Source organism: Allobosea sp. P5_A5 (genome assembly GCF_056400625.1).
This window is the reverse complement of the sequence record NZ_JBFUKY010000006.1, coordinates 68,436-85,958: the sequence shown is the minus strand read 5'-3', so window position 1 is coordinate 85,958 and position 17,523 is coordinate 68,436. Positions and strand designations below refer to the sequence as shown.

At 66.5% G+C, this 17,523-nt stretch carries 18 protein-coding genes; 7 read left to right on the top strand and 11 right to left on the bottom strand.

Annotation, left to right across the window (positions count from 1 at the left end):
- Window positions 1-52: 52 nt before the first annotated feature.
- Window positions 53-940: a branched-chain amino acid ABC transporter permease gene (locus AC1DR6_RS13650; protein ID WP_476829783.1), complete on the top strand. Its 888-nt coding sequence runs from the start codon at window positions 53-55 to the stop codon at window positions 938-940.
- A gap of 16 nt (window positions 941-956) precedes the next feature.
- Entirely contained in the window at window positions 957-1,949 is a 993-nt protein-coding gene (locus AC1DR6_RS13645) for a branched-chain amino acid ABC transporter permease (RefSeq protein ID WP_476829782.1), read from the top strand.
- Between the two features lie 144 nt (window positions 1,950-2,093).
- On the opposite strand, the gene AC1DR6_RS13640 is transcribed toward AC1DR6_RS13645, so the two are convergent.
- Both AC1DR6_RS13640 and AC1DR6_RS13635 read right to left on the bottom strand, forming a co-directional pair.
- Window positions 2,094-2,615 carry an isochorismatase family protein gene (locus AC1DR6_RS13640; protein WP_476829781.1) on the bottom strand — a complete coding sequence of 174 codons (522 nt, stop codon included), beginning with the start codon at window positions 2,613-2,615 and terminating at the stop codon, window positions 2,094-2,096.
- Window positions 2,616-2,636: 21 nt separating this feature from the next.
- A complete protein-coding gene (locus AC1DR6_RS13635) occupies window positions 2,637-3,713 on the bottom strand; it encodes an alpha/beta fold hydrolase (protein WP_476829780.1) in 1,077 nt (358 codons plus the stop codon).
- A 240-nt stretch (window positions 3,714-3,953) separates the two neighbouring features.
- On the opposite strand from AC1DR6_RS13635, the gene AC1DR6_RS13630 reads away from it, so the two are divergent.
- Both AC1DR6_RS13630 and AC1DR6_RS13625 read left to right on the top strand, forming a co-directional pair.
- Entirely contained in the window at window positions 3,954-5,444 is a 1,491-nt protein-coding gene (locus AC1DR6_RS13630; RefSeq protein ID WP_476829779.1) for an MDR family MFS transporter, read from the top strand.
- 103 nt (window positions 5,445-5,547) lie between these two features.
- Window positions 5,548-6,126: a DUF1269 domain-containing protein gene (locus AC1DR6_RS13625; protein ID WP_476829778.1), complete on the top strand. Its 579-nt coding sequence runs from the start codon at window positions 5,548-5,550 to the stop codon at window positions 6,124-6,126.
- A gap of 124 nt (window positions 6,127-6,250) precedes the next feature.
- On the opposite strand, the gene dapD is transcribed toward AC1DR6_RS13625, so the two are convergent.
- The 3 genes from dapD to AC1DR6_RS13610 are packed head-to-tail and all read right to left on the bottom strand — an operon-like array spanning window position 6,251 to window position 8,239.
- Window positions 6,251-7,093, bottom strand: a complete 843-nt coding sequence (gene dapD / locus AC1DR6_RS13620; RefSeq protein ID WP_476829777.1) for a 2,3,4,5-tetrahydropyridine-2,6-dicarboxylate N-succinyltransferase — start codon at window positions 7,091-7,093, stop codon at window positions 6,251-6,253.
- Window positions 7,094-7,152: 59 nt separating this feature from the next.
- Window positions 7,153-7,914, bottom strand: coding sequence for a precorrin-6A synthase (deacetylating) (gene cobF / locus AC1DR6_RS13615; RefSeq protein ID WP_476829776.1), 762 nt, complete (start codon window positions 7,912-7,914; stop codon window positions 7,153-7,155).
- 40 nt (window positions 7,915-7,954) lie between these two features.
- Window positions 7,955-8,239, bottom strand: a complete 285-nt coding sequence (locus AC1DR6_RS13610) for a hypothetical protein (protein WP_476829775.1) — start codon at window positions 8,237-8,239, stop codon at window positions 7,955-7,957.
- A 306-nt stretch (window positions 8,240-8,545) separates the two neighbouring features.
- Between AC1DR6_RS13610 and AC1DR6_RS13605 the strand changes: the two genes are divergently transcribed.
- Window positions 8,546-9,490, top strand: a complete 945-nt coding sequence (locus AC1DR6_RS13605) for an aldose 1-epimerase family protein (protein WP_476829774.1) — start codon at window positions 8,546-8,548, stop codon at window positions 9,488-9,490.
- On the opposite strand, the gene AC1DR6_RS13600 is transcribed toward AC1DR6_RS13605, so the two are convergent.
- The 5 genes from AC1DR6_RS13600 to AC1DR6_RS13580 form a co-directional block, all read right to left on the bottom strand.
- Window positions 9,454-10,953 carry a serine hydrolase domain-containing protein gene (locus AC1DR6_RS13600; protein WP_476829773.1) on the bottom strand — a complete coding sequence of 500 codons (1,500 nt, stop codon included), beginning with the start codon at window positions 10,951-10,953 and terminating at the stop codon, window positions 9,454-9,456. The genes AC1DR6_RS13605 and AC1DR6_RS13600 overlap by 37 nt on opposite strands.
- A gap of 5 nt (window positions 10,954-10,958) precedes the next feature.
- Window positions 10,959-12,116, bottom strand: a complete 1,158-nt coding sequence (locus tag AC1DR6_RS13595) for an amidohydrolase (RefSeq protein ID WP_476829772.1) — start codon at window positions 12,114-12,116, stop codon at window positions 10,959-10,961.
- A gap of 119 nt (window positions 12,117-12,235) precedes the next feature.
- Window positions 12,236-12,457 carry a hypothetical protein gene (locus AC1DR6_RS13590; RefSeq protein ID WP_476829771.1) on the bottom strand — a complete coding sequence of 74 codons (222 nt, stop codon included), beginning with the start codon at window positions 12,455-12,457 and terminating at the stop codon, window positions 12,236-12,238.
- A 211-nt stretch (window positions 12,458-12,668) separates the two neighbouring features.
- Entirely contained in the window at window positions 12,669-13,409 is a 741-nt protein-coding gene (locus tag AC1DR6_RS13585; RefSeq protein ID WP_476829770.1) for a M48 family metallopeptidase, read from the bottom strand.
- Window positions 13,410-13,454: 45 nt separating this feature from the next.
- A complete protein-coding gene (locus AC1DR6_RS13580; RefSeq protein WP_476829769.1) occupies window positions 13,455-14,756 on the bottom strand; it encodes a polyhydroxyalkanoate depolymerase in 1,302 nt (433 codons plus the stop codon).
- Between the two features lie 194 nt (window positions 14,757-14,950).
- On the opposite strand from AC1DR6_RS13580, the gene AC1DR6_RS13575 reads away from it, so the two are divergent.
- Window positions 14,951-16,288 (top strand): ActS/PrrB/RegB family redox-sensitive histidine kinase, encoded by a 1,338-nt coding sequence (locus AC1DR6_RS13575; RefSeq protein WP_476829967.1) that lies wholly within the window; start codon window positions 14,951-14,953, stop codon window positions 16,286-16,288.
- Window positions 16,289-16,386: 98 nt separating this feature from the next.
- The gene (locus tag AC1DR6_RS13570; protein WP_476829768.1) at window positions 16,387-16,953 is read left to right on the top strand and encodes an ActR/PrrA/RegA family redox response regulator transcription factor; all 567 of its coding nucleotides are present in this window, start codon (window positions 16,387-16,389) and stop codon (window positions 16,951-16,953) included.
- Between the two features lie 5 nt (window positions 16,954-16,958).
- Here the strand turns inward: AC1DR6_RS13570 and AC1DR6_RS13565 are convergent, their stop codons facing one another.
- Window positions 16,959-17,426, bottom strand: coding sequence for an MmcB family DNA repair protein (locus tag AC1DR6_RS13565; RefSeq protein ID WP_476829767.1), 468 nt, complete (start codon window positions 17,424-17,426; stop codon window positions 16,959-16,961).
- Between the last annotated feature and the right edge of the window lie 97 nt (window positions 17,427-17,523).

Genomic DNA, 17,523 nt, shown 5'->3' with positions numbered 1-17,523 from the left:
CATCCAGTGTTCCGGTTCGTTCGATGATGTCAGCGGTCAGGCCGTACCACCCATGTTCGAGCTTCTCGGCGTTCCGCCCCAGGCACTGTTCGGCCAGCTTCTGCTCGGCCTGATCAACGGCTCGTTCTATGCGATCCTGAGCCTCGGCCTCGCGGTGATCTTCGGGTTGTTGAACATCATCAACTTCACCCATGGCGCGCAGTACATGATGGGCGCCTTCGTCGCCTGGATGGCGCTGAACTATCTTGGGTTGAACTACTGGGCGGCGCTGATCGTGGCGCCGATCGTCGTCGGTGCGGTCGGGATCGCTATCGAGCGGCTGCTGCTGCGCCGCATCGCCCATCTCGACCACCTCTACGGCCTGCTGCTGACGTTCGGCCTGGCGCTGATCATCCAGGGCCTGTTCCGCAACCAGTACGGCTCGTCCGGCCTGCCCTACGCCATTCCGCCGCAGCTTGCGGGCGGGCAGAACCTCGGCTTCATGTTCCTGCCGAACTACCGCGCCTGGGTCATCGTCGCCTCGCTCACGGTTTGCCTGGGCACCTGGTTCCTGATCGAGAAGACCAAGCTCGGCGCCTATCTGCGCGCCGCGACCGAAAACCCGACGCTGACACAGGCCTTCGGCATCAACGTACCGCTGCTGGTGACACTGACCTATGGCTTCGGCGTCGCGCTCGCAGCTTTCGCCGGCGTGCTCGCCGCGCCGATCTACTCGGTCAACCCGAATATGGGCGCGGATCTCATCATCGTTGTCTTCGCGGTCGTGGTGATCGGTGGCATGGGCTCGATCATGGGCGCCATCGTCACCGGCTTCGCGCTCGGCCTCGTCGAGGGGCTGACCAAGGTGTTCTATCCGGAGGGCGCCGCCACGGTGATCTTCGTCATCATGGTGCTGGTGCTGCTGGTGAAGCCCGCCGGCCTGTTCGGCCGCCAGGCCTGAAGCGAGGACCGAAGCCATGACCGACCTCGCCACGACCTCCACGCCTGCCGGTGCGCTTGCTCTCACGGAGGCCGACGACGGCACCGTGAAGCTGCACCGCAACCTGTTCATCGCGCTGGCGGTGCTACTCGTCATCGCGCCCTTCGTGGCCTACCCCGTCTTTGTGATGAAGGTTTTGTGCTTCGCGCTCTTCGCCGTCGCCTTCAACCTGCTGCTCGGCTATGGCGGCCTGCTTTCCTTCGGGCACGCTGCCTATTTCGGCATGGCGAGCTATGTCAGCGCCTATACCGCCAAGAGCTGGGGACTGACGCCCGAGCTCGCGATCCTGCTCGGCACAGGCGTCGCCGGCGTTCTCGGGCTGGTGTTCGGAGCGCTCGCCATCCGCCGGCAGGGCATCTATTTCGCCATGATCACGCTGGCGCTGGCGCAGATGGCGTATTTCTTTTCGCTGCAGACGCCGCGCTTCACCGGCGGCGAGGACGGCATCCAGGCGGTGCCGCGCGGCAAGTTCCTCGGGCTCGTCAGCCTCGCCGACGACCGGGCGCTGTACTGGCTGGTGGCGGCGATCTTCCTCGGCGGCGTGTTGATGATCTATCGCATCATCCACTCGCCCTTCGGCCAGATCTGCAAGGCGATCCGCGATAACGAGCCCCGCGCGATCTCGCTCGGCTATCGCGCCAACCGCTACAAGCTGATGGTGTTCGTGCTCTCGGCGACCTTCGCCGGGCTGGCGGGCGCGACCAAGGCGATCGTGTTCCAGCTGGCGTCGCTGACCGATGTCTACTGGACCATGTCGGGCGAGGTCGTGCTGATGACGCTGGTCGGGGGCTTGGGCACCGTGTTCGGGCCGATCGTCGGCGCCGCCGTGATCGTCGCGATGCAGAACTACCTCGCCAGCCTCGGGTCCTGGGTGCTGGTGGTGCAGGGCGTGATCTTCGTCGCCTGCGTGCTGCTCTTCCGCGAGGGCATTGTCGGCGTCATCGCCAAGGCGATCAAAAAGCCGCTTTAGGCCGGAGCGCCTCGGTCAAAACGCCCGATGAAAGTCAGGACGTCATTGCGAGGAGTGGAACGGCGAAGCAATCCAGAAAGACTGGGTGATCCGTTCGACCCGGTCCCTCTGGATTGCTTCGCTGCGCTCGCAATGACGAAAAGCTCAGCGGATCAGCGTCGACATCGCCTTGAACCTCGGGTGGTCTGCCGTCCGCAGCCATTCGAACAGCACCATTTCGGTCGTCACGATCTCGGCGCCGTGAGCCGCCATGCGCGACAGCGCCGCCTCGCGCGATTCGGCGGCCCGCGAGCCGACGGCGTCCTGCACCACCACGACCCGACGGCGATGCGCCAGCAACGTCAGAACCGTCTGGAGGACGCAGACATGCGCCTCGCAGCCAGCGACGACCAGCTCTCGGTCCCCCAACACGGCCTCGAGGAAAGTCGGCTCGGCACAAGCGTCGAAGCTCGTCTTGGGAAGCGCCCGACCGACATCACCGATGCCCGCCAGTGTGCGGCCGAGCTTGCCCGGACTCTGCTCGGTTGCAACGATCGGCACGCCCAGCAGCCTGGCAACCTCGACGAGCTTTAACGCGTGGGCGACGACGCGCTCGCTGCGGTCGATCGCCGGCATCAACCGCTCCTGAATGTCGATCAGGACGAGTTGCGCATTGCGAGCGTCCATCAGCGGCATCGGCGGAGCGCCTCATTCGGCGCCGCGCTTGGGCAGGCCGGGAAGCCACGCGGCGAGGTCCTTCGCCCAGAAGCGCGCCAGCCCGGTGGTGCCGTGCCCGCGAGTCTCGGTGCTCGCCGGAATCAGAACAAGCTTGGCGTTCGGCAGGCGCTTCAGCTCGCGCTCCATGGTCCCGGTCTCGGGCGGGTTGCGCTCGTCGTCGGCGGAGTTGATCGCCAGCACGGGCGCCTTGATCTTCTCCAGCCCCGGCGCGGCGTTGTAATCGCGCGAGGCGTCCCACTGGTACATGAAGTCGTTGGCATCGTTGCTGAATTGGGCTGCCAGCCGCTCGTCGAGCAGCTTGTCGGCGGCCTCGCGCGTCGGCGCCATCTTCTGATAGGCCATGCTGCCGCCGCTGGTAGCGATGCCGAAGAAGACGTTGGCGACGCGCAGGGCCGGGGGCTGCTCGGTGTAGTCGCCATTCTTCCAGGCCGGATCGGTGCGCACGGCGTCGATCACCATCCGCCGCATCATCCAGTTGCGGCTCGACATTTCGGTTGGCTGCGACGCCATTGGCACCAGCGCGTCCATGTAGTCGGGATATTGCTCGCCCCACATCCAGACATGCATGCCGCCCATGGAATTACCCAGCACGAGCCGGACATGCTTCACGCCCAGCCCCTCCTTGACCAGCCGGTACTGGGCCGTGACCATGTCGACATAGTCGTAACGCGGGAATTTCGCCTTGAGCCCGTCCGAGGGCTTGGACGATTCACCCGCGCCGAGCGCATCGGGAATGATGACGTAGTATTTCGCCGCGTCGAGCGCCTGGCCGGGGCCGAAGAGTTCGCCGGCGAAGATCGGGCTCAGCATGCTCTGGGCCGAGCCCGCCGTGCCGTGAAGAATGACGACCGGCTCGCCCTTGGGATCGCCGATGGTGGCGTAACCCAATTTCAGCTCCGGCAGGGTCGCGCCGTCGTGGAAGCGAAAATCCTTCACGGTCCAGACGCCACGCTTCGGCGCGGGGTAATCGGCGGCCTGGGCGAACCCCGCACTCAAAGCGATGGCCGCGAAAGCTGCCATACGCAGCCAGGTACTGAATCCCGTCATTGTCGATCCCCCGTCGTTTCCGCGCGGCTCTGGCGGCCGCGTGCATCCCTGCGGTCAGCATCGGGCGCCCGCGCCATCAGCGCAACTGTGGAAGCGACACGGTTTCGTGTTCGCCGGAACCGAATCGCGCCCCGACCCGTATCCATCGCAGAGCGGCTCCGACGCCACGCGTATGGCGCATGGCAAACCGCTTCGTTACTGATGCAACATTCTCCCCACGCAGATTAGGTTGCCGACTTCATGGATCAGCGGGTCGAACCAACGACGCCATCCGCGCCTCTGACGCATGCCGATATTCGCTCGATCATCATCGGCGTGATGACGGCGATGTTCCTTGCCGCGCTCGACCAGACCATCGTGGCGACCGCGATGCCGACGATCGGGCGCGAGCTCGGCGACGTCACGCATCTGCCTTGGGTGGTGACCGCCTATCTGCTCGCCTCGACCGCGGTGACGCCGCTCTACGGCAAGCTTGCCGATATTCATGGCCGGCGTGTCGTGATGCTGTCGGGCATCGTGGTTTTCGTGATCGGTTCGATCGCCTGCGCGCTGGCCCCGAGCCTGTGGATTTTGGTGGTCGCGCGCTTCGTCCAAGGGATGGGCGGCGGTGGCCTGATCGCATTGGCGCAGACGATCGTGGCGGATATGGTGCCGCCGAAGGAACGCGGGCGCTACCAAGTCTATTTCGCCAGCGTGTTCATGTCCTCCTCGCTGCTGGGCCCGGTGCTGGGCGGCGTGATGGCCGAGAAGCTGCATTGGTCGGCGATCTTCTGGATCAACGTTCCGCTTGGTCTGTTCGCCTATTGGATGGCCAATGGCGCGCTGAAGCGGCTGCCGCGCCATGAGCGTCCCCACAAGCTCGACGTTCTCGGTGCCGTGCTGATGACGGCCGGTACGACGTCGCTGCTGCTGGCGTTGTCGTGGGGCGGAACGACCTATCCCTGGCGCTCCTGGGAGATCGGCTCGCTGCTCGCCGCGACGCTGGTCCTTTGGGGATTGTTCGCGCTCAGGCTCAAGACAGCGGCAGAGCCGCTGATACCGCTTGAGGTCCTCGGCAATCCCGTCGTCCGTATGGGCACTGTAGCGGCCGGCTTCGGCATGGGCACGTTCATCGGTTTGACGATCTACCTGCCGCTTTATTTCGAGACCGTGATGGGGCTCAGCGCCACCAGTTCCGGCCTCGGCCTGCTGCCGCTGACCTGCGGCACGGTGCTCGGCGCGACAAGCTCCGGCCGGGCGCTGACGCGTTTGAAGCACTACAAGCGGGTGCCGATGGCGGGCTTGTTCGTCGCGCTGTGCGGGGCCGCCGTGCTGTCGTTCTTTTCCGGCCAGATCCCGCTCATTCCGTTCTGCGTGCTGCTCGCCATCGTCAGTCTCGGGCTGGGCACGCTGCTGCCAGTGGCGACCGTCTCGATCCAGAACGCCGTTAGCTCGCATCAGCTCGGCACGGCGACGGCCGTCGCCAACTTCTTCCGCCAGATCGGTGGCGCGCTGATCGTCGCCGCCTTCGGCGCGATCGTGCTCGGCGGCGTCGGCGGCGGCGCCATGCTCTCGCCGGAAGCGCTCAAGCTCGGCACGGTCGACCGCGACACGATGGTGACGCTGTTCCGCTACGTCTTCGGCGCCTCGACGCTCGGCTTCGCGCTGGCGCTGTTCTTCCTGGCGATGATGAAGGAGCTGCCCCTGCGCGGCCGCGTGACAGAGGCCGCGCACGCCGTCGGCGGGGACTGACCAGCGAGGACGGAGCGGCGGAACCGGTGGCGCGGCAGGCGCGTTTTTATCGGCCTGTCATCTGCGCGAGGCAGGCTTTGCCGCGCCCTGTAGGAGAGCCGCCATGTCCGATCTCATCGTCATCGTCTATCCGACCGAGGCTCGCGCGGAGGAGATGCGGCAAAAGATCATCGGGCTGCAGAAGGAATATCTGATCGAGATCGGCGATGCCGCCATCGCGGTCATGCATGAAGGCGGCAAGGTCAAACTCAACCAGCTGCTGAACACCACGGCGCTGGGCGCCGCCTCCGGCTCGTTCTGGGGGCTCTTGATCGGCGCCATCTTCCTGATGCCGGTGTTCGGCGCGGCGCTGGGGGCGGCGTCCGGCGCACTCGGCGGCGCGTTGACCGATTACGGTGTCAACGACGACTTCATGAAGGAACTCGCCGGAAACCTGCAGCCCGGCAACGCGGCGCTGTTCGTTCTGGTCAACAAGATGACCGCCGACAAGGTGATGGAGGCGCTGCGCGGGACCGGTGGCACTGTGCTCAAGACGTCGCTCGATCTCACACAGGAGCAGAAGCTGCGCGATACGCTGGCCGACGCGCATGGTTCGCTCCCCTCGGCTGCCGATGCCTCTCCGGCAGAGGCTTCGCCGGCGCCCTATCCGCAGGGCAGCGGCTCGTCTTCGCCAGTGGGGTAAGGCACGACCCGAGGCGTCATTCTCGTGCCGCGTTTAGCGCGGACCCGGGAATCTCATGACAAGAGGACACTGGTTTCCGAGATGCTCGGGTCAAGCCCGAGCATGACGGTTCGAGGCCGCTATTTTAATCGCGCAGCAGTTCGTTGATTCCGGTCTTCGACCGTGTCTGTGCGTCGACCGTCTTGACGATGACGGCGCAGGACAGCGAGGGCCCGGGCGTGCCGTCCGGGAACGGCTTGCCGGGCAAGGAGCCCGGCACCACCACCGAATAGGGCGGCACCTTGCCGATATGGATGGCGCCGGTCGCGCGATCGACGATCTTGGTCGAGGCCGAGATGAAGACGCCCATGGACAGGACCGAGCCCTCGCCGACGATCACGCCTTCGACGACCTCGGAGCGGGCGCCGATGAAGCAATTATCCTCGATGATGGTCGGGTTGGCCTGCAGCGGCTCGAGCACGCCACCGATGCCGACGCCGCCCGACAGATGCACATTCTTGCCGATCTGCGCGCAGGAACCGACGGTCGCCCAGGCATCGACCATGGTGCCGCTGTCGACATAGGCGCCGATGTTGACGAAGGACGGCATCAACACGACGTTGGGCGCCAGGAACGAGCCGCGTCGAGCGGCGGCCGGCGGCACCACGCGGATGCCGGCGGCGCGAAAGCGGTTCTCGCCCCAGCCCTCGAACTTCGAAGGCACCTTGTCCCAGAACACGCCCTCGCCGGGTCCATTCGCCATGATGACATTGTCGGTGAGGCGGAAGGAGAGCAGGACCGCCTTCTTCAGCCATTGATGCACGACCCACTCGGCGCCCTGCTTCTCGGCGACGCGGGCGTCGCCAGCATCGAGCATTTCGATCGACCGCTCGACCGCTTCGCGCACCGCGCCCTTCGTGTTGATGCCGATTTCGGCCCTGTTTTCCCAGGCGGCGTCGATGGTGGCGGCAAGATCGGCGTGGGACATCAGACGGCTCCGGCGGCTGCACAAAATCGCGGGAGCGATGGCGGATGAGGGCGCCTGCGTCAAGCGGCAGCGCTGCGACGCAGCAGATAGGTGTCCATGATCCAGCCATGCCGGGAGCGAGCCTCCGCCCTGACTCGCACGATCCGCGCCGCGACTTCGGCGAGCGGCCCGCTGATCAGGATCTCGTCGGGTGTGCCGAGATAGGCGCCCCAGAAGATGTCGAGGCCGGAAGCTGCGATCTTGTCGAAGGCCTGCTCCCCGTCGAGCATGACGACCACGCTGTCCTGATCGGCAGGGAAGCCCTCCGCCAGCCTGCGTCCGGTGGTGACGAGGATCGCCCCGCCGATCGCGTTGAGCGGAAGGCGGTGGCGCGCCGCCAGCACCTGCACGCTGCTGATGCCGGGATAGACCTGCCAGTCGATCGCAAGCCCGGCTGCGGCGACCAGCTCCATGACCCGGATGGTGCTGTCGTAGAGCGCCGGGTCGCCCCAGACCAGGAGGGCGCCGATCTCGCCTTCGGCAAGCTCGGCCTCGAACAGCTCACGATAGGCTGCCGCGATGCGCCCGTGCCAGTCATCGACGGCGCCGCGATAATCCTGGCCCGCCGCAGCGCGCTGCGGGATGGGCACCACGACGCTGCGATAGTCCCGTTCCGTGATGAAGCGATTGCAGATCGCTTCGCGCAGGTCCCGCAGCGCCGCTTTCTCCGCGCCCTTGTCGGGGATGAAGAAGACGTCGACGCGGTTCAACGCCGCGATCGCCTCGACCGTCATATGCTCGGGATTGCCGGCGCCGATGCCGATGATCAGGATGTGCCGCATGCGCCGACGACCTATCACGGCGCGGCGCCCAAAAGCGAGATCAGCCGGCGAGGCGCCTTTGCCGGATGCCGTCGGGCGTACGTCCGGCGCGCCGCGGCTGGCGCGGACCGACCGGTTCCGGCTCCGCGACGGAGAGCAGATCGACCAGGCGCTGCATGCGCGGCGGCAACGCCGTCGTCGCGTTCAGGTCCCTCGGCGCGCGGACCAGTTCGAGCGCTCTGCGGATCTCACCGCGGCTCGCCTGCGTGCGCACCACTTCGCGAATGATGATCTCGTCGATACGGCCGATCGCAGCCGCGACATCGGCCTCGGTGACCCCACCCATTCCGGTGTCTCCTTCGTCGATTCGTCTGAGCGAGGGAGACATAACGATCCACCCACGCACCGGCAAGTCATTGTTTTTATTATATAAATGGAACGATTCGAAGGTAATTCCTTCTTGTCGCCCAAGCGCGTGACGAGATCATGACCGCGGAGAGAAGCATCTGGACGCGACCCCTTCAGTCGGCACTATCAGGCGGCGCAGACGCGCAGCGCAGTGCCCGCTTTCCCGAACAAGACTTCAGGCTGCGGCCAGCTTGCTCTATCCAGAAACGGGTTCGACGGAATACCGGGAGAGATGGAGCCGATGATGAGCGACACCCACGAGATCGCCTCGGAACAGCTCAGCGCGACGGTCCGCGCGCAGGGGGGCGAACTCGTCGCCCTGTCGAATGCGGAGGGGCCGGCGCTGTGGCATGGCGGACCGGCATGGCCGCGCCATGCGCCGGTGCTGTTTCCGATCGTGGGGCGGCTGACGGACGATACGCTGATCCATGAAGGGCAACGCTACCGGCTGACGCAGCATGGCTTCGCCCGCGACAGCCTGTTCGACTGGGTGGAGCGGAGCCCTCATCGCGCCGTTCTGGAATTACGGGAAAGCGACGCCACGCTCGCGGTCTTTCCCTTCCGCTTCCTGCTGCGGATGACCTACGAAATCGAAGGCGCGACGCTGACGGTGATCACCCGCGTCGAAAATCCGGGCGAGGTTCCGCTCATCTGCGGCGTCGGCGCTCATCCCGCCTTCCTCTGGCCATTGGCCGAGGCGTCACGGAAAACCGATCATGCTCTTGTCTTCCCGCATTCGGAGCCCGGGCCGGGCCGCAGCGTCGCGGACGGCCTGCTCGGCGCCGAAATCCCGCTGCCGTTTACGGGTGAGACGCTGGCGCTGACTGAGGCGCTTTTTGCGGACGATGCGATCGTCATTCCCGATGTTACCAACAGCTCGGTCCGTTTCAGCGCCCGCGACGAGCGTGGGGAGGACATCAGGGCGCTGACGGTGGCCTGGGAGGGTTACAAGGACCTCGGGATCTGGTCGAAACCATCAGGCGCACCCTTCCTCTGCATCGAACCGTGGTTCGGCATGGCGAGCGATACCGGCTGGCAGGGAGAGTTTGCCCAGAAGCCCGGCCTGCTGACGCTCGCGCCCGGCGAGGGCCGCGACCTGGTCTGGCGCGTGACGCTGGAGTTCGTGCCGGGGACCGCGCGAGGCTCAAAAACTCAGACGCGCTTCATCCGCAGGAGGCGCGCCCGGTGACCGTCGAGGTGCAGGGTTTCGCCTTCGAGCCAGAAGCAGGGGCGGTAGGCCCAGGGGCCGTGCTGCAAAGCGGCCAGTGCGCGCCCGTTCGCCAGCGGCGTCAGCTGCGTCACGCGACCGCCGGCGGGCCAGGGCATCAACGCGGTGGCGTCCTCGCGGATGTCGATCTCGGTCCCGAAATTCGCATCGCCCCAGCGGCCGACGAGGCGGGGATCGAGCGGCGTGTCGGTCGGCACGCGACGCAGATGGCGGTTGGCCCCACCGATGGTGCCGGTCAGGACTTCGTCATCCTGCCGCTGTAGACGGATATCGAGATAGGCCGGCAAGCTGCGAAGGCTGTCCGGCCCATCCGCGATCAGGCGCTCGAAACCACCCATGTAGCTGATCGAATCCGCGGCGAGCTCGGCCCAGAACGGCCCTTGGTCGCTGGCGAAAAGTCCCGGCATGATCGTGACCGGCTTCGGCAAATCCTCGCCCACGAGCGCGGCCATGACCGTCATGGCGTGCCACAGTGCCTCTTCCTCGCGGTTCGTCAGCACGACCACGCCGACACCGAGCGCCGGCGCCATCAAAAAATGATTGCGATAGCCCGGCAGCGAGCCGCCATGCCCGACGAGATCGACGCTGCCGAGGCGGTTGCGGACGAGCCCGAGGCGATAGACGCTCTCGCTGCCATCGGTGAAGCGGCGCGGCGCGGTCAGGCGCTCAAGCATGCCGGCGAGCGGCCCGCGACCGGCCAGCAAGGCCGAAGCCCAGTTCGCGAGATCCTGGGCCGAGCCGACAATGCCGCCCGACGCCGAGAAATGCAGGCCGTAATGGCCACGCCGCCAGCTCTCACCCTCGCGCCAATAGCCGGTCGCGAGGCCGGGCACGATCTCGCTCCCATCATAGGGCAAACGAATGCCCGCTTCCGAGGCATCACCGAGTTCCGCGACGATCCCGGCATAGGACCGCCCGGAAACCTGCTCCAGCACGCGCTGGGCAAGGCGCCAGCCGGTGTTCGAATAGGCCATTTCCGTGCCGGGCTCGGCACTGAGCGTGGGAAAGCGGCAGGCGAGCGCAAAGATTTCGTCTGCGCTCAAGGTCGCGGTGAAGGGCACGCCCTGCTGCCAGAGCGCCTCCATCATGTCCGGCAGGCCGCCGGTCATGTCGAGCGCCCTGCCAAGCGGCACCGCCGCGAGCGGGGGCGGCAGTTCGGAGAGCCAATGGCCGAGAGGCTGGTCGAGCGGGATCCCCGCCTGCAATAGCGCGACGGCCAGGACGTGCTTGCTGATCGAGGCAAAACGGTTCGGGGTCGCAGGCGTAAACGGCAAGCCATGCTCGAGGCTGGCAAGCCCCCCGGCGAACGCCCCCCTGATCCCGTCGCGGTCGAACAGCACGATGGCGCCGCCCGGGCCTGCCTGCGCCTCCCAGCCCGCGACGATCGCGTCGGCACCGGCTGCAGCCTTCGTCCAGTTGGTCATCGTCGTCAGCTCCGCTCGGCTTGGCCGAGGAGATTGCGCAAGGCGCGCATCAGGACGCGTGCACCGGGACCGATCGCATCGTCGGGAAAATCATAATCCGGATTGTGAAGATGCGCGGTGTCGCCGGAGCCAAGCAGGAACATCGCCGATTTCGCCTGCCGCCCAAAGAGACCGAAATCCTCCGAGCCGCGCGCCGGTTTGGCCGGCCCGTGCGGGACGTTCTCCTCGTCCATCGCCTTACGCAGCATCGCCACGGCCTCTGGATCGTTTTCGCAGTGATGGAAAATGTCGTGATAGCTCATCGCGACATCGAGTCGATTTTCCGCCGCAGCCTCGCGCGCCAGGGCCTCGGTCGCCTCGCAGAGCGCGCCCATCCGGCCATCGTTCACCGTGCGCAAGGTCGCCCAGAGCTCGCCATGGCCGGGCGTGATCCCGAAGGCGCGCTCGCCGATCTCGACATGGGTGACGGTGACGAGGCGAAAGGCGTCGTCGATCTCGCCGCCCGGACCGAGCGCGGTCAGCTCCGGGATCAACCGGGCGATGGCCGGCGCCGGCGAGCGCGCATGATGCGGCGTCGAGGCATGCGAGGTTTCGCCGGTGAACACGATCTTGATGCCGCGCGAGGCGCAGTTCGCCGCGCCTTCCGAGATGCGGGCATGGCCGACCGGCACACCGGGGCGATTGTGCAGGGAGAAGGCATAATCCGGCGCGATCTCGGGGAATTTCGGATCGGCAATGACCGCAGCGGCGCCGGCGCCGGTCTCCTCCGCCGGCTGGAACAGCAGGATGGCACGACCGCGCTGCGGAGGATGGCGCGAAAGCCCGCGCGCGAGCCCGGCGAGGATGGTCATGTGTCCGTCATGGCCGCAAAGATGGCCCTTGCCGGGGATTTCGGAGCGATGATCGCTGGTCGATATCTCCTCGATTGGCAGCGCGTCGAGTTCGCAGCGGATCAGCACGGTCGGACCGGGCTCGGTTCCCTCATAGATCGCGGCGACGCCGTGACCGCCCAATCCCGTAACGATCTTGTTGGGCGTCGTCGGCGCGAGGAAAGCGACGACGGTCGCGGCGGTCTCGCGCTCCTCTCCCGAAATCTCGGGGCGCCGGTGAAGCCGGTGCCTGAGATCGACGAGGTCGACCATATCGCTGTTGCTGAGGAACATGCCGCGTCTCTCTCCCTATCCGGCCATCGGCCATGACCTTTGAGAGAGAGCTTGGTCAAATCGGCCGGCGCCACAACCCGCGCGGGAGAGCGGCCGCCATGCAGCGGCGGCCAAGCGGGTCAGCAGCCGAGTTCGGCCTCGATCTCGGCGTTGAAGGCGTCGGCCAGCATGGCACGGCAGGACTCGGCCTGTTCGCGCGCCGTTTCCAGGGCGATGTGAGGCATGATCTCGGCGAGATCGCGCAGGGCGAAATCGACGGCCGACATCAGGCCCAGCACCGGTTGCGGGGGCGTGGCCGGCTGTTGCAAGCGGCGGAACGCAATGACCTGACCCATAGGCATACTCACACTCGGGAAGACGAATCGGCCTTCACTGTGCGGTCGTAGCCTTCAGAAAGTGGTTAACGGGCGCGGGCAAAGGCCAATCCGCGCCGTCGTTGCGAGAAGCGAAGCGACGAAGCAATCCAGGGAGACTGGGCTGACTCGTTCGACCCGGTCTTCCTGGATTGCTTCGCTGTGCTCGCAATGACGACAAATCTGATCAGAAACAGCGTCAACCATAGCCATGAAGCCCGGCGCCGTGGCGCTTGAGCCAAGCTTCCGCCTCGTCGGTGCGCGGGCAGAGCTTATGCGTCAGCGCCCAGAAGCGGTGAGAGTGGTTCATCTCCTTGAGATGCGCGACCTCATGCGCGGCGAGGTAGTCGAGCACCAGAGGCGGGGCGAGGATCAGCCGCCAGGAGAAGTTGAGGTGACCCTGCGAGGAGCAGGAGCCCCAGCGGCTGCGGGTGTCGCGGATCGTGATCTTGCGCGCCGGGAGGCCCAGGGCGCCGGTGTGGCGGCGCACCGCCTGCTCCAGATCCTCCAGCGCCAGGCGCCTGAGGAAATCCGTGACGCGGCGGGAGACATGAGCCGCCTCGCCCGCCACCGCGATGATCGGCGCGCCGTCGCGGTCCTGCGTCGCTTGCGTCAGCCCGCGTGCCTTCGACCAATGCATGATGCGATGCGGCACGCCGCGCAGCGGCACCAGCTGGCCGGGCTCGAAGGGAACCATGGCCGGACGCTTGGCGACGCGCGCGGCGATCCAGCCGCCATGGTTTTCGGCGAAGCTCCGCCCGGCGGCGAATTCCACGCGCTCGGGCAGGGTCAGGGTGATCTCGCCGGTGGCCTGCGACACGCGCAGCGTCATCCGCCGCGCGGTGGCGCGACGCTTCACCGAAACGGGGTAAAGCTGGCCGGCATGGACCACATCGATGCGGTCAGGGTCCGGCTGGCGCTTGAACAGGGAAAGGCGCATGCGGGGCGATCATGCGGGATTCGTACGCCCGGCGAAAGTGGCCGCTCAGGCGACCACCTTCAAGGCCTTGCGCTGCTCGGTGGCGCTCTCGTCGCGACGTCCCTTGGCGGCTTCCATGTCGAGGCTGACCATGAAGTCGGAGATGCGCGGCTGGATCTCGGAGCGAAACCGCGAGCCGTTGAACACGCCGTAATGGCCGACCTTCGGCTGCATGTAATGCACCCGCTTGTCGTCGGGGATGTTGACGCAGAGATCATGCGCGGCTTGCGTCTGGCCGACGCCGGAGATGTCGTCGTTCTCGCCCTCGACCGTCATCAGCGCGACGCGGCGGATGGCCGTGAGATCGACCGGCTTGTCGCGATGCATCATCTCGCCCTTGGGCAGCGAATGCTTGACGAAAACGGCATCGACGGTCTGCAGGTAGAACTCGGCGGTCAGGTCCATGACGGCAAGGTATTCGTCGTAGAAATCGCGATGCTTTTCGGCGGAGTCGCCATCGCCGGTCACCAGATGCTTGAACATGTCGTAGTGCGCGGTCATGTGCCGATCGAGGTTCATCGCCATGAAGCCCGAAAGCTGCATGAAGCCCGGGTAGACCTGCCGGAAAGCGCCCATATGCGGGAAGGGCACGGTGGTGATGCAATTCTGGCGGAACCAGTCGATGCCGCGCTCCATGGCGAGCTTGTTGACGGCGGTGGGCGAGCGACGGGTATCGATCGGGCCGCCCATCAGGGTCATCGAACGCGGCGCGATGGCGTCGCCCTCCGCCTCCATCCGCGCGACGGCGGCAAGCACGGGAACCGAAGGCTGGCAGACGGCCATGATATGGGTGTCGGGCCCGAGCGTGTGGACCATGTCGATGACGTAATCGATGTAGTCGTCGAGATCGAAGCCGCCGGCCGAAAGCGGCACGAGGCGGGCATCGATCCAGTCGGTGATGTAGACCTCATGGCCGGGCAGGAAGGCTTCGACCGTGCCGCGCAGCAGCGTGGCGTAATGGCCCGACATCGGCGCGACGAGCAGAATCTTGGGCTGCGGCTTGCGGCGGCCGGGGATCTTGCGGTCGAAATAGACGACCCGGCCGAAAGGCCGCTCCCAGACCACCCGCTCCTCGACCGCAACCTTGACCCCGTTGATCGTGGTTTCGTTCAGGCCGAAAGCCGGCTTGCCGTAGCGGCGCGTCATGCGCTCGAACAGCTCGCACGATGCCGCCATCGTGCGACCGAGCGGCGTGTAGGTCAGGGGATTGGCCGGGTTCTTGAACGCGAGCTGCATGGCGTCGGAGAGCCCGCGCATCGGGCTCATCATCATGTGCACGGCCTCATAGGCATGGTAGGCGAAGGACATGGGGGCCTCATACATGCTCGAGAGCTTCTGGCGGCGCAGCATAGCATGCCGCATCGCAACAAACCAATTTACGTTGATTTTGTTCTCATTCAACCCGGCTAAAGGCTAAGATTTTCCTCGATGTGGACGACCGACGCCGAAGGGGGTCTCGCACCCGCAGCGCTTCCGCTCGATGCGGGTACTCCGCGATGAGCATGGAAGACCTGGCGGAATCGGCGCTGCTCCGCTCCAACCGTCATTTGCGGCTTGATACGCTGGTCCGGCTGCGCTGGCTCGCCGTCGCGGGCCAGAGCGCGGCGGTGGCCGGCGTGCATTTCGGGCTCGGCTTCACCTTGCCCTTCGGCTGGTGCTTCCTCGTCATCGCCGTATCGGCCTGGCTGAACATCGCGCTGCGGATCCGTTTTCCGCTGAGCCACCGCCTCAAGGATCGGCCCGCCACCGCGCTGCTGGCCTTCGACATCGTGCAGCTTGCGGCCCTCCTCTACATGACCGGAGGGCTTCAGAACCCGTTCGCGATCCTGTTCCTGGCGCCGGTGCTGATCTCGGCCACCGCCTTGCCACCCTCGCGCACGCTGCTGCTCGGCGGGCTCGCGGCGCTGCTGGCGACCGCGCTCAGCCTGTTCCACATGCCCTTGCCCTGGGCGGGGCCGGACCGGCCGGTGCTGCCCCCGGCCTTTCAATTCGGCAATTGGGCGGCGCTGGTGCTTGGCCTCGCTTTCACCGGCATCTATGCCTGGCGGGTGGCCAAGGAGGCGCGCGACCTCTCCGACGCGCTGGCGGCAACGGAGCTGGTGCTCGCGCGCGAACAGCATCTCTCGCAGCTGGATGGGCTCGCCGCCGCCGCCGCCCATGAGCTCGGCACGCCGCTTGGCACCATCGCTTTGGTCGCGCGCGAATTGACGCGGCTCGCCCCGCCCGAAGGCGAAATGGCCGAAGACATCGCCCTGCTGCGCGAGCAGGTCGAGCGCTGCCGTGGCATCCTGGGCAAGCTTTCGAGCCTGCAGGACGAGGATGGCGGGCCGCTCGACCAACTGACGCTGCGTTTGCTGATCGAGGAAGCGGCGGGGCCGCAGCGGCCGTTCGGCGTCCCGTTCGAGATCACCATGACCGGCGAAAAGCCGGAGCCGGTCTGCCGGCGCAATCCCGGCATGATCTACGGCCTGGGCAACATCGTCGACAACGCCGTCGATTTCGCGCGCTCGACGGTCGCGATCACCGCGCAGTGGACGGCAAGCCATGTCCTGCTGACGATCGCCGATGATGGGCCGGGCTTCCCGCCCGACGTGCTGATGCGGGCGGGCGAGCCCTATCTCTCACGCGGCTCGGCCGAGAACCGGGCCGGCGGCGGGCTCGGGCTGGGCCTCTTCATCGCCAAGACGCTGCTCGAACGCGGCGGGGCGGCGCTCGAGTTCTCGAACCGGCCGGCGCCGGAAAGCGGCGCCTCGATCCGCATCGCCTGGCCGCGCGAGGTCTTCCAGGCGGAGGTTTCGACACGCGGAGGCTACCAAAACGCCGCGATCGATCTTATTTGAGATCGGTTCGCTTGGGTGCAGAAGCCCGCCGGCGAAGACACTCTCACAACCCGCGCCGCCGCAGCGCGTTTGGACGAAGCGGTCAGGAGAACAAGGCCATGCAGGCTCACGCCAGCGAGATCGAAACCACACGACCCGATTCCGACATGTCCCTCCTGCTGGTCGATGACGACAAGCCGTTCCTGACCCGTCTCGGTCGCGCCATGGAGGGCCGCGGCTATGTCGTGCGCATGGCCGATAGCGTCGCGGCCGGGCTCGCGGCTGTCGAGGACCAACCGCCGGCCTTCGCGGTGATCGATCTGCGCCTCGGGGATGGCAACGGTCTCGACGTCATCGCCCGCCTCAAGGAAAAGCGGCCGGATGCGCGCGGCGTCGTGCTGACCGGCTACGGCAACATCGCGACCGCCGTCAGCGCGGTGAAGCTCGGCGCTTTCGATTTTCTGGCAAAACCCGCCGACGCCGACGAAATTCACGCCGCTTTGGCGGCACAGCGTGACGCCCGCCCGCTGCCGCCGGAAAACCCGATGTCGGCCGACCGGGTGCGGTGGGAACATATCCAGCGCGTCTATGAATTGTGCAGCCGCAACGTCTCGGAGACCGCGCGGCGCCTCGGGATGCATCGGCGCACCTTGCAGCGCATCCTGGCCAAGCGCGCGCCGCGCTGAGATCTCTAGAAGCTGCGCGCCTCCGGATCCTCGATCTGGGCGAGACGCGCAGCCGCCAACCGGGCGAACGCGATGGTGAGCATCTTGCGGCGCGCCGGCGCGAGCGGATGGCGCGGCGGTTCGCGCAGCAGGGTTCCGCCATAGGCATCGGCGACGATCAATCCGACATCGTCGGGCAGGATGTCCTGCGGGAATTCCGGCGCGACGGCGAAGAGAAAGCCGTCGCAGTAATCGCGATAATCCGGCCATTTGCCGTCGACGCGATAGTCGAGCACGCCGGACTTGACCTCGACCACCCATAATTCGCCGGTCGGATGCAGCGCGACGATATCGCCGCGCCGGCCATTGGCGAAGGTCATTTCCTTGACGATGCCACAGCCACGCTCCCGCAGATGGCGGCTGGCGCCCCGGCAGACGGCGCGGGTGATGTCCGGCCGCGCGGGCGCGGGATTGAGAACGGCAAGGGCTGGCATCGCGTCAGATTCTGCCTTTGTTGTTTGAGACGCAAGCCACGCGCTCGTCAGGCGGACGAGCTGGCGCTCCGTCTGTCCGATAGCTGCAGCGCCTGCC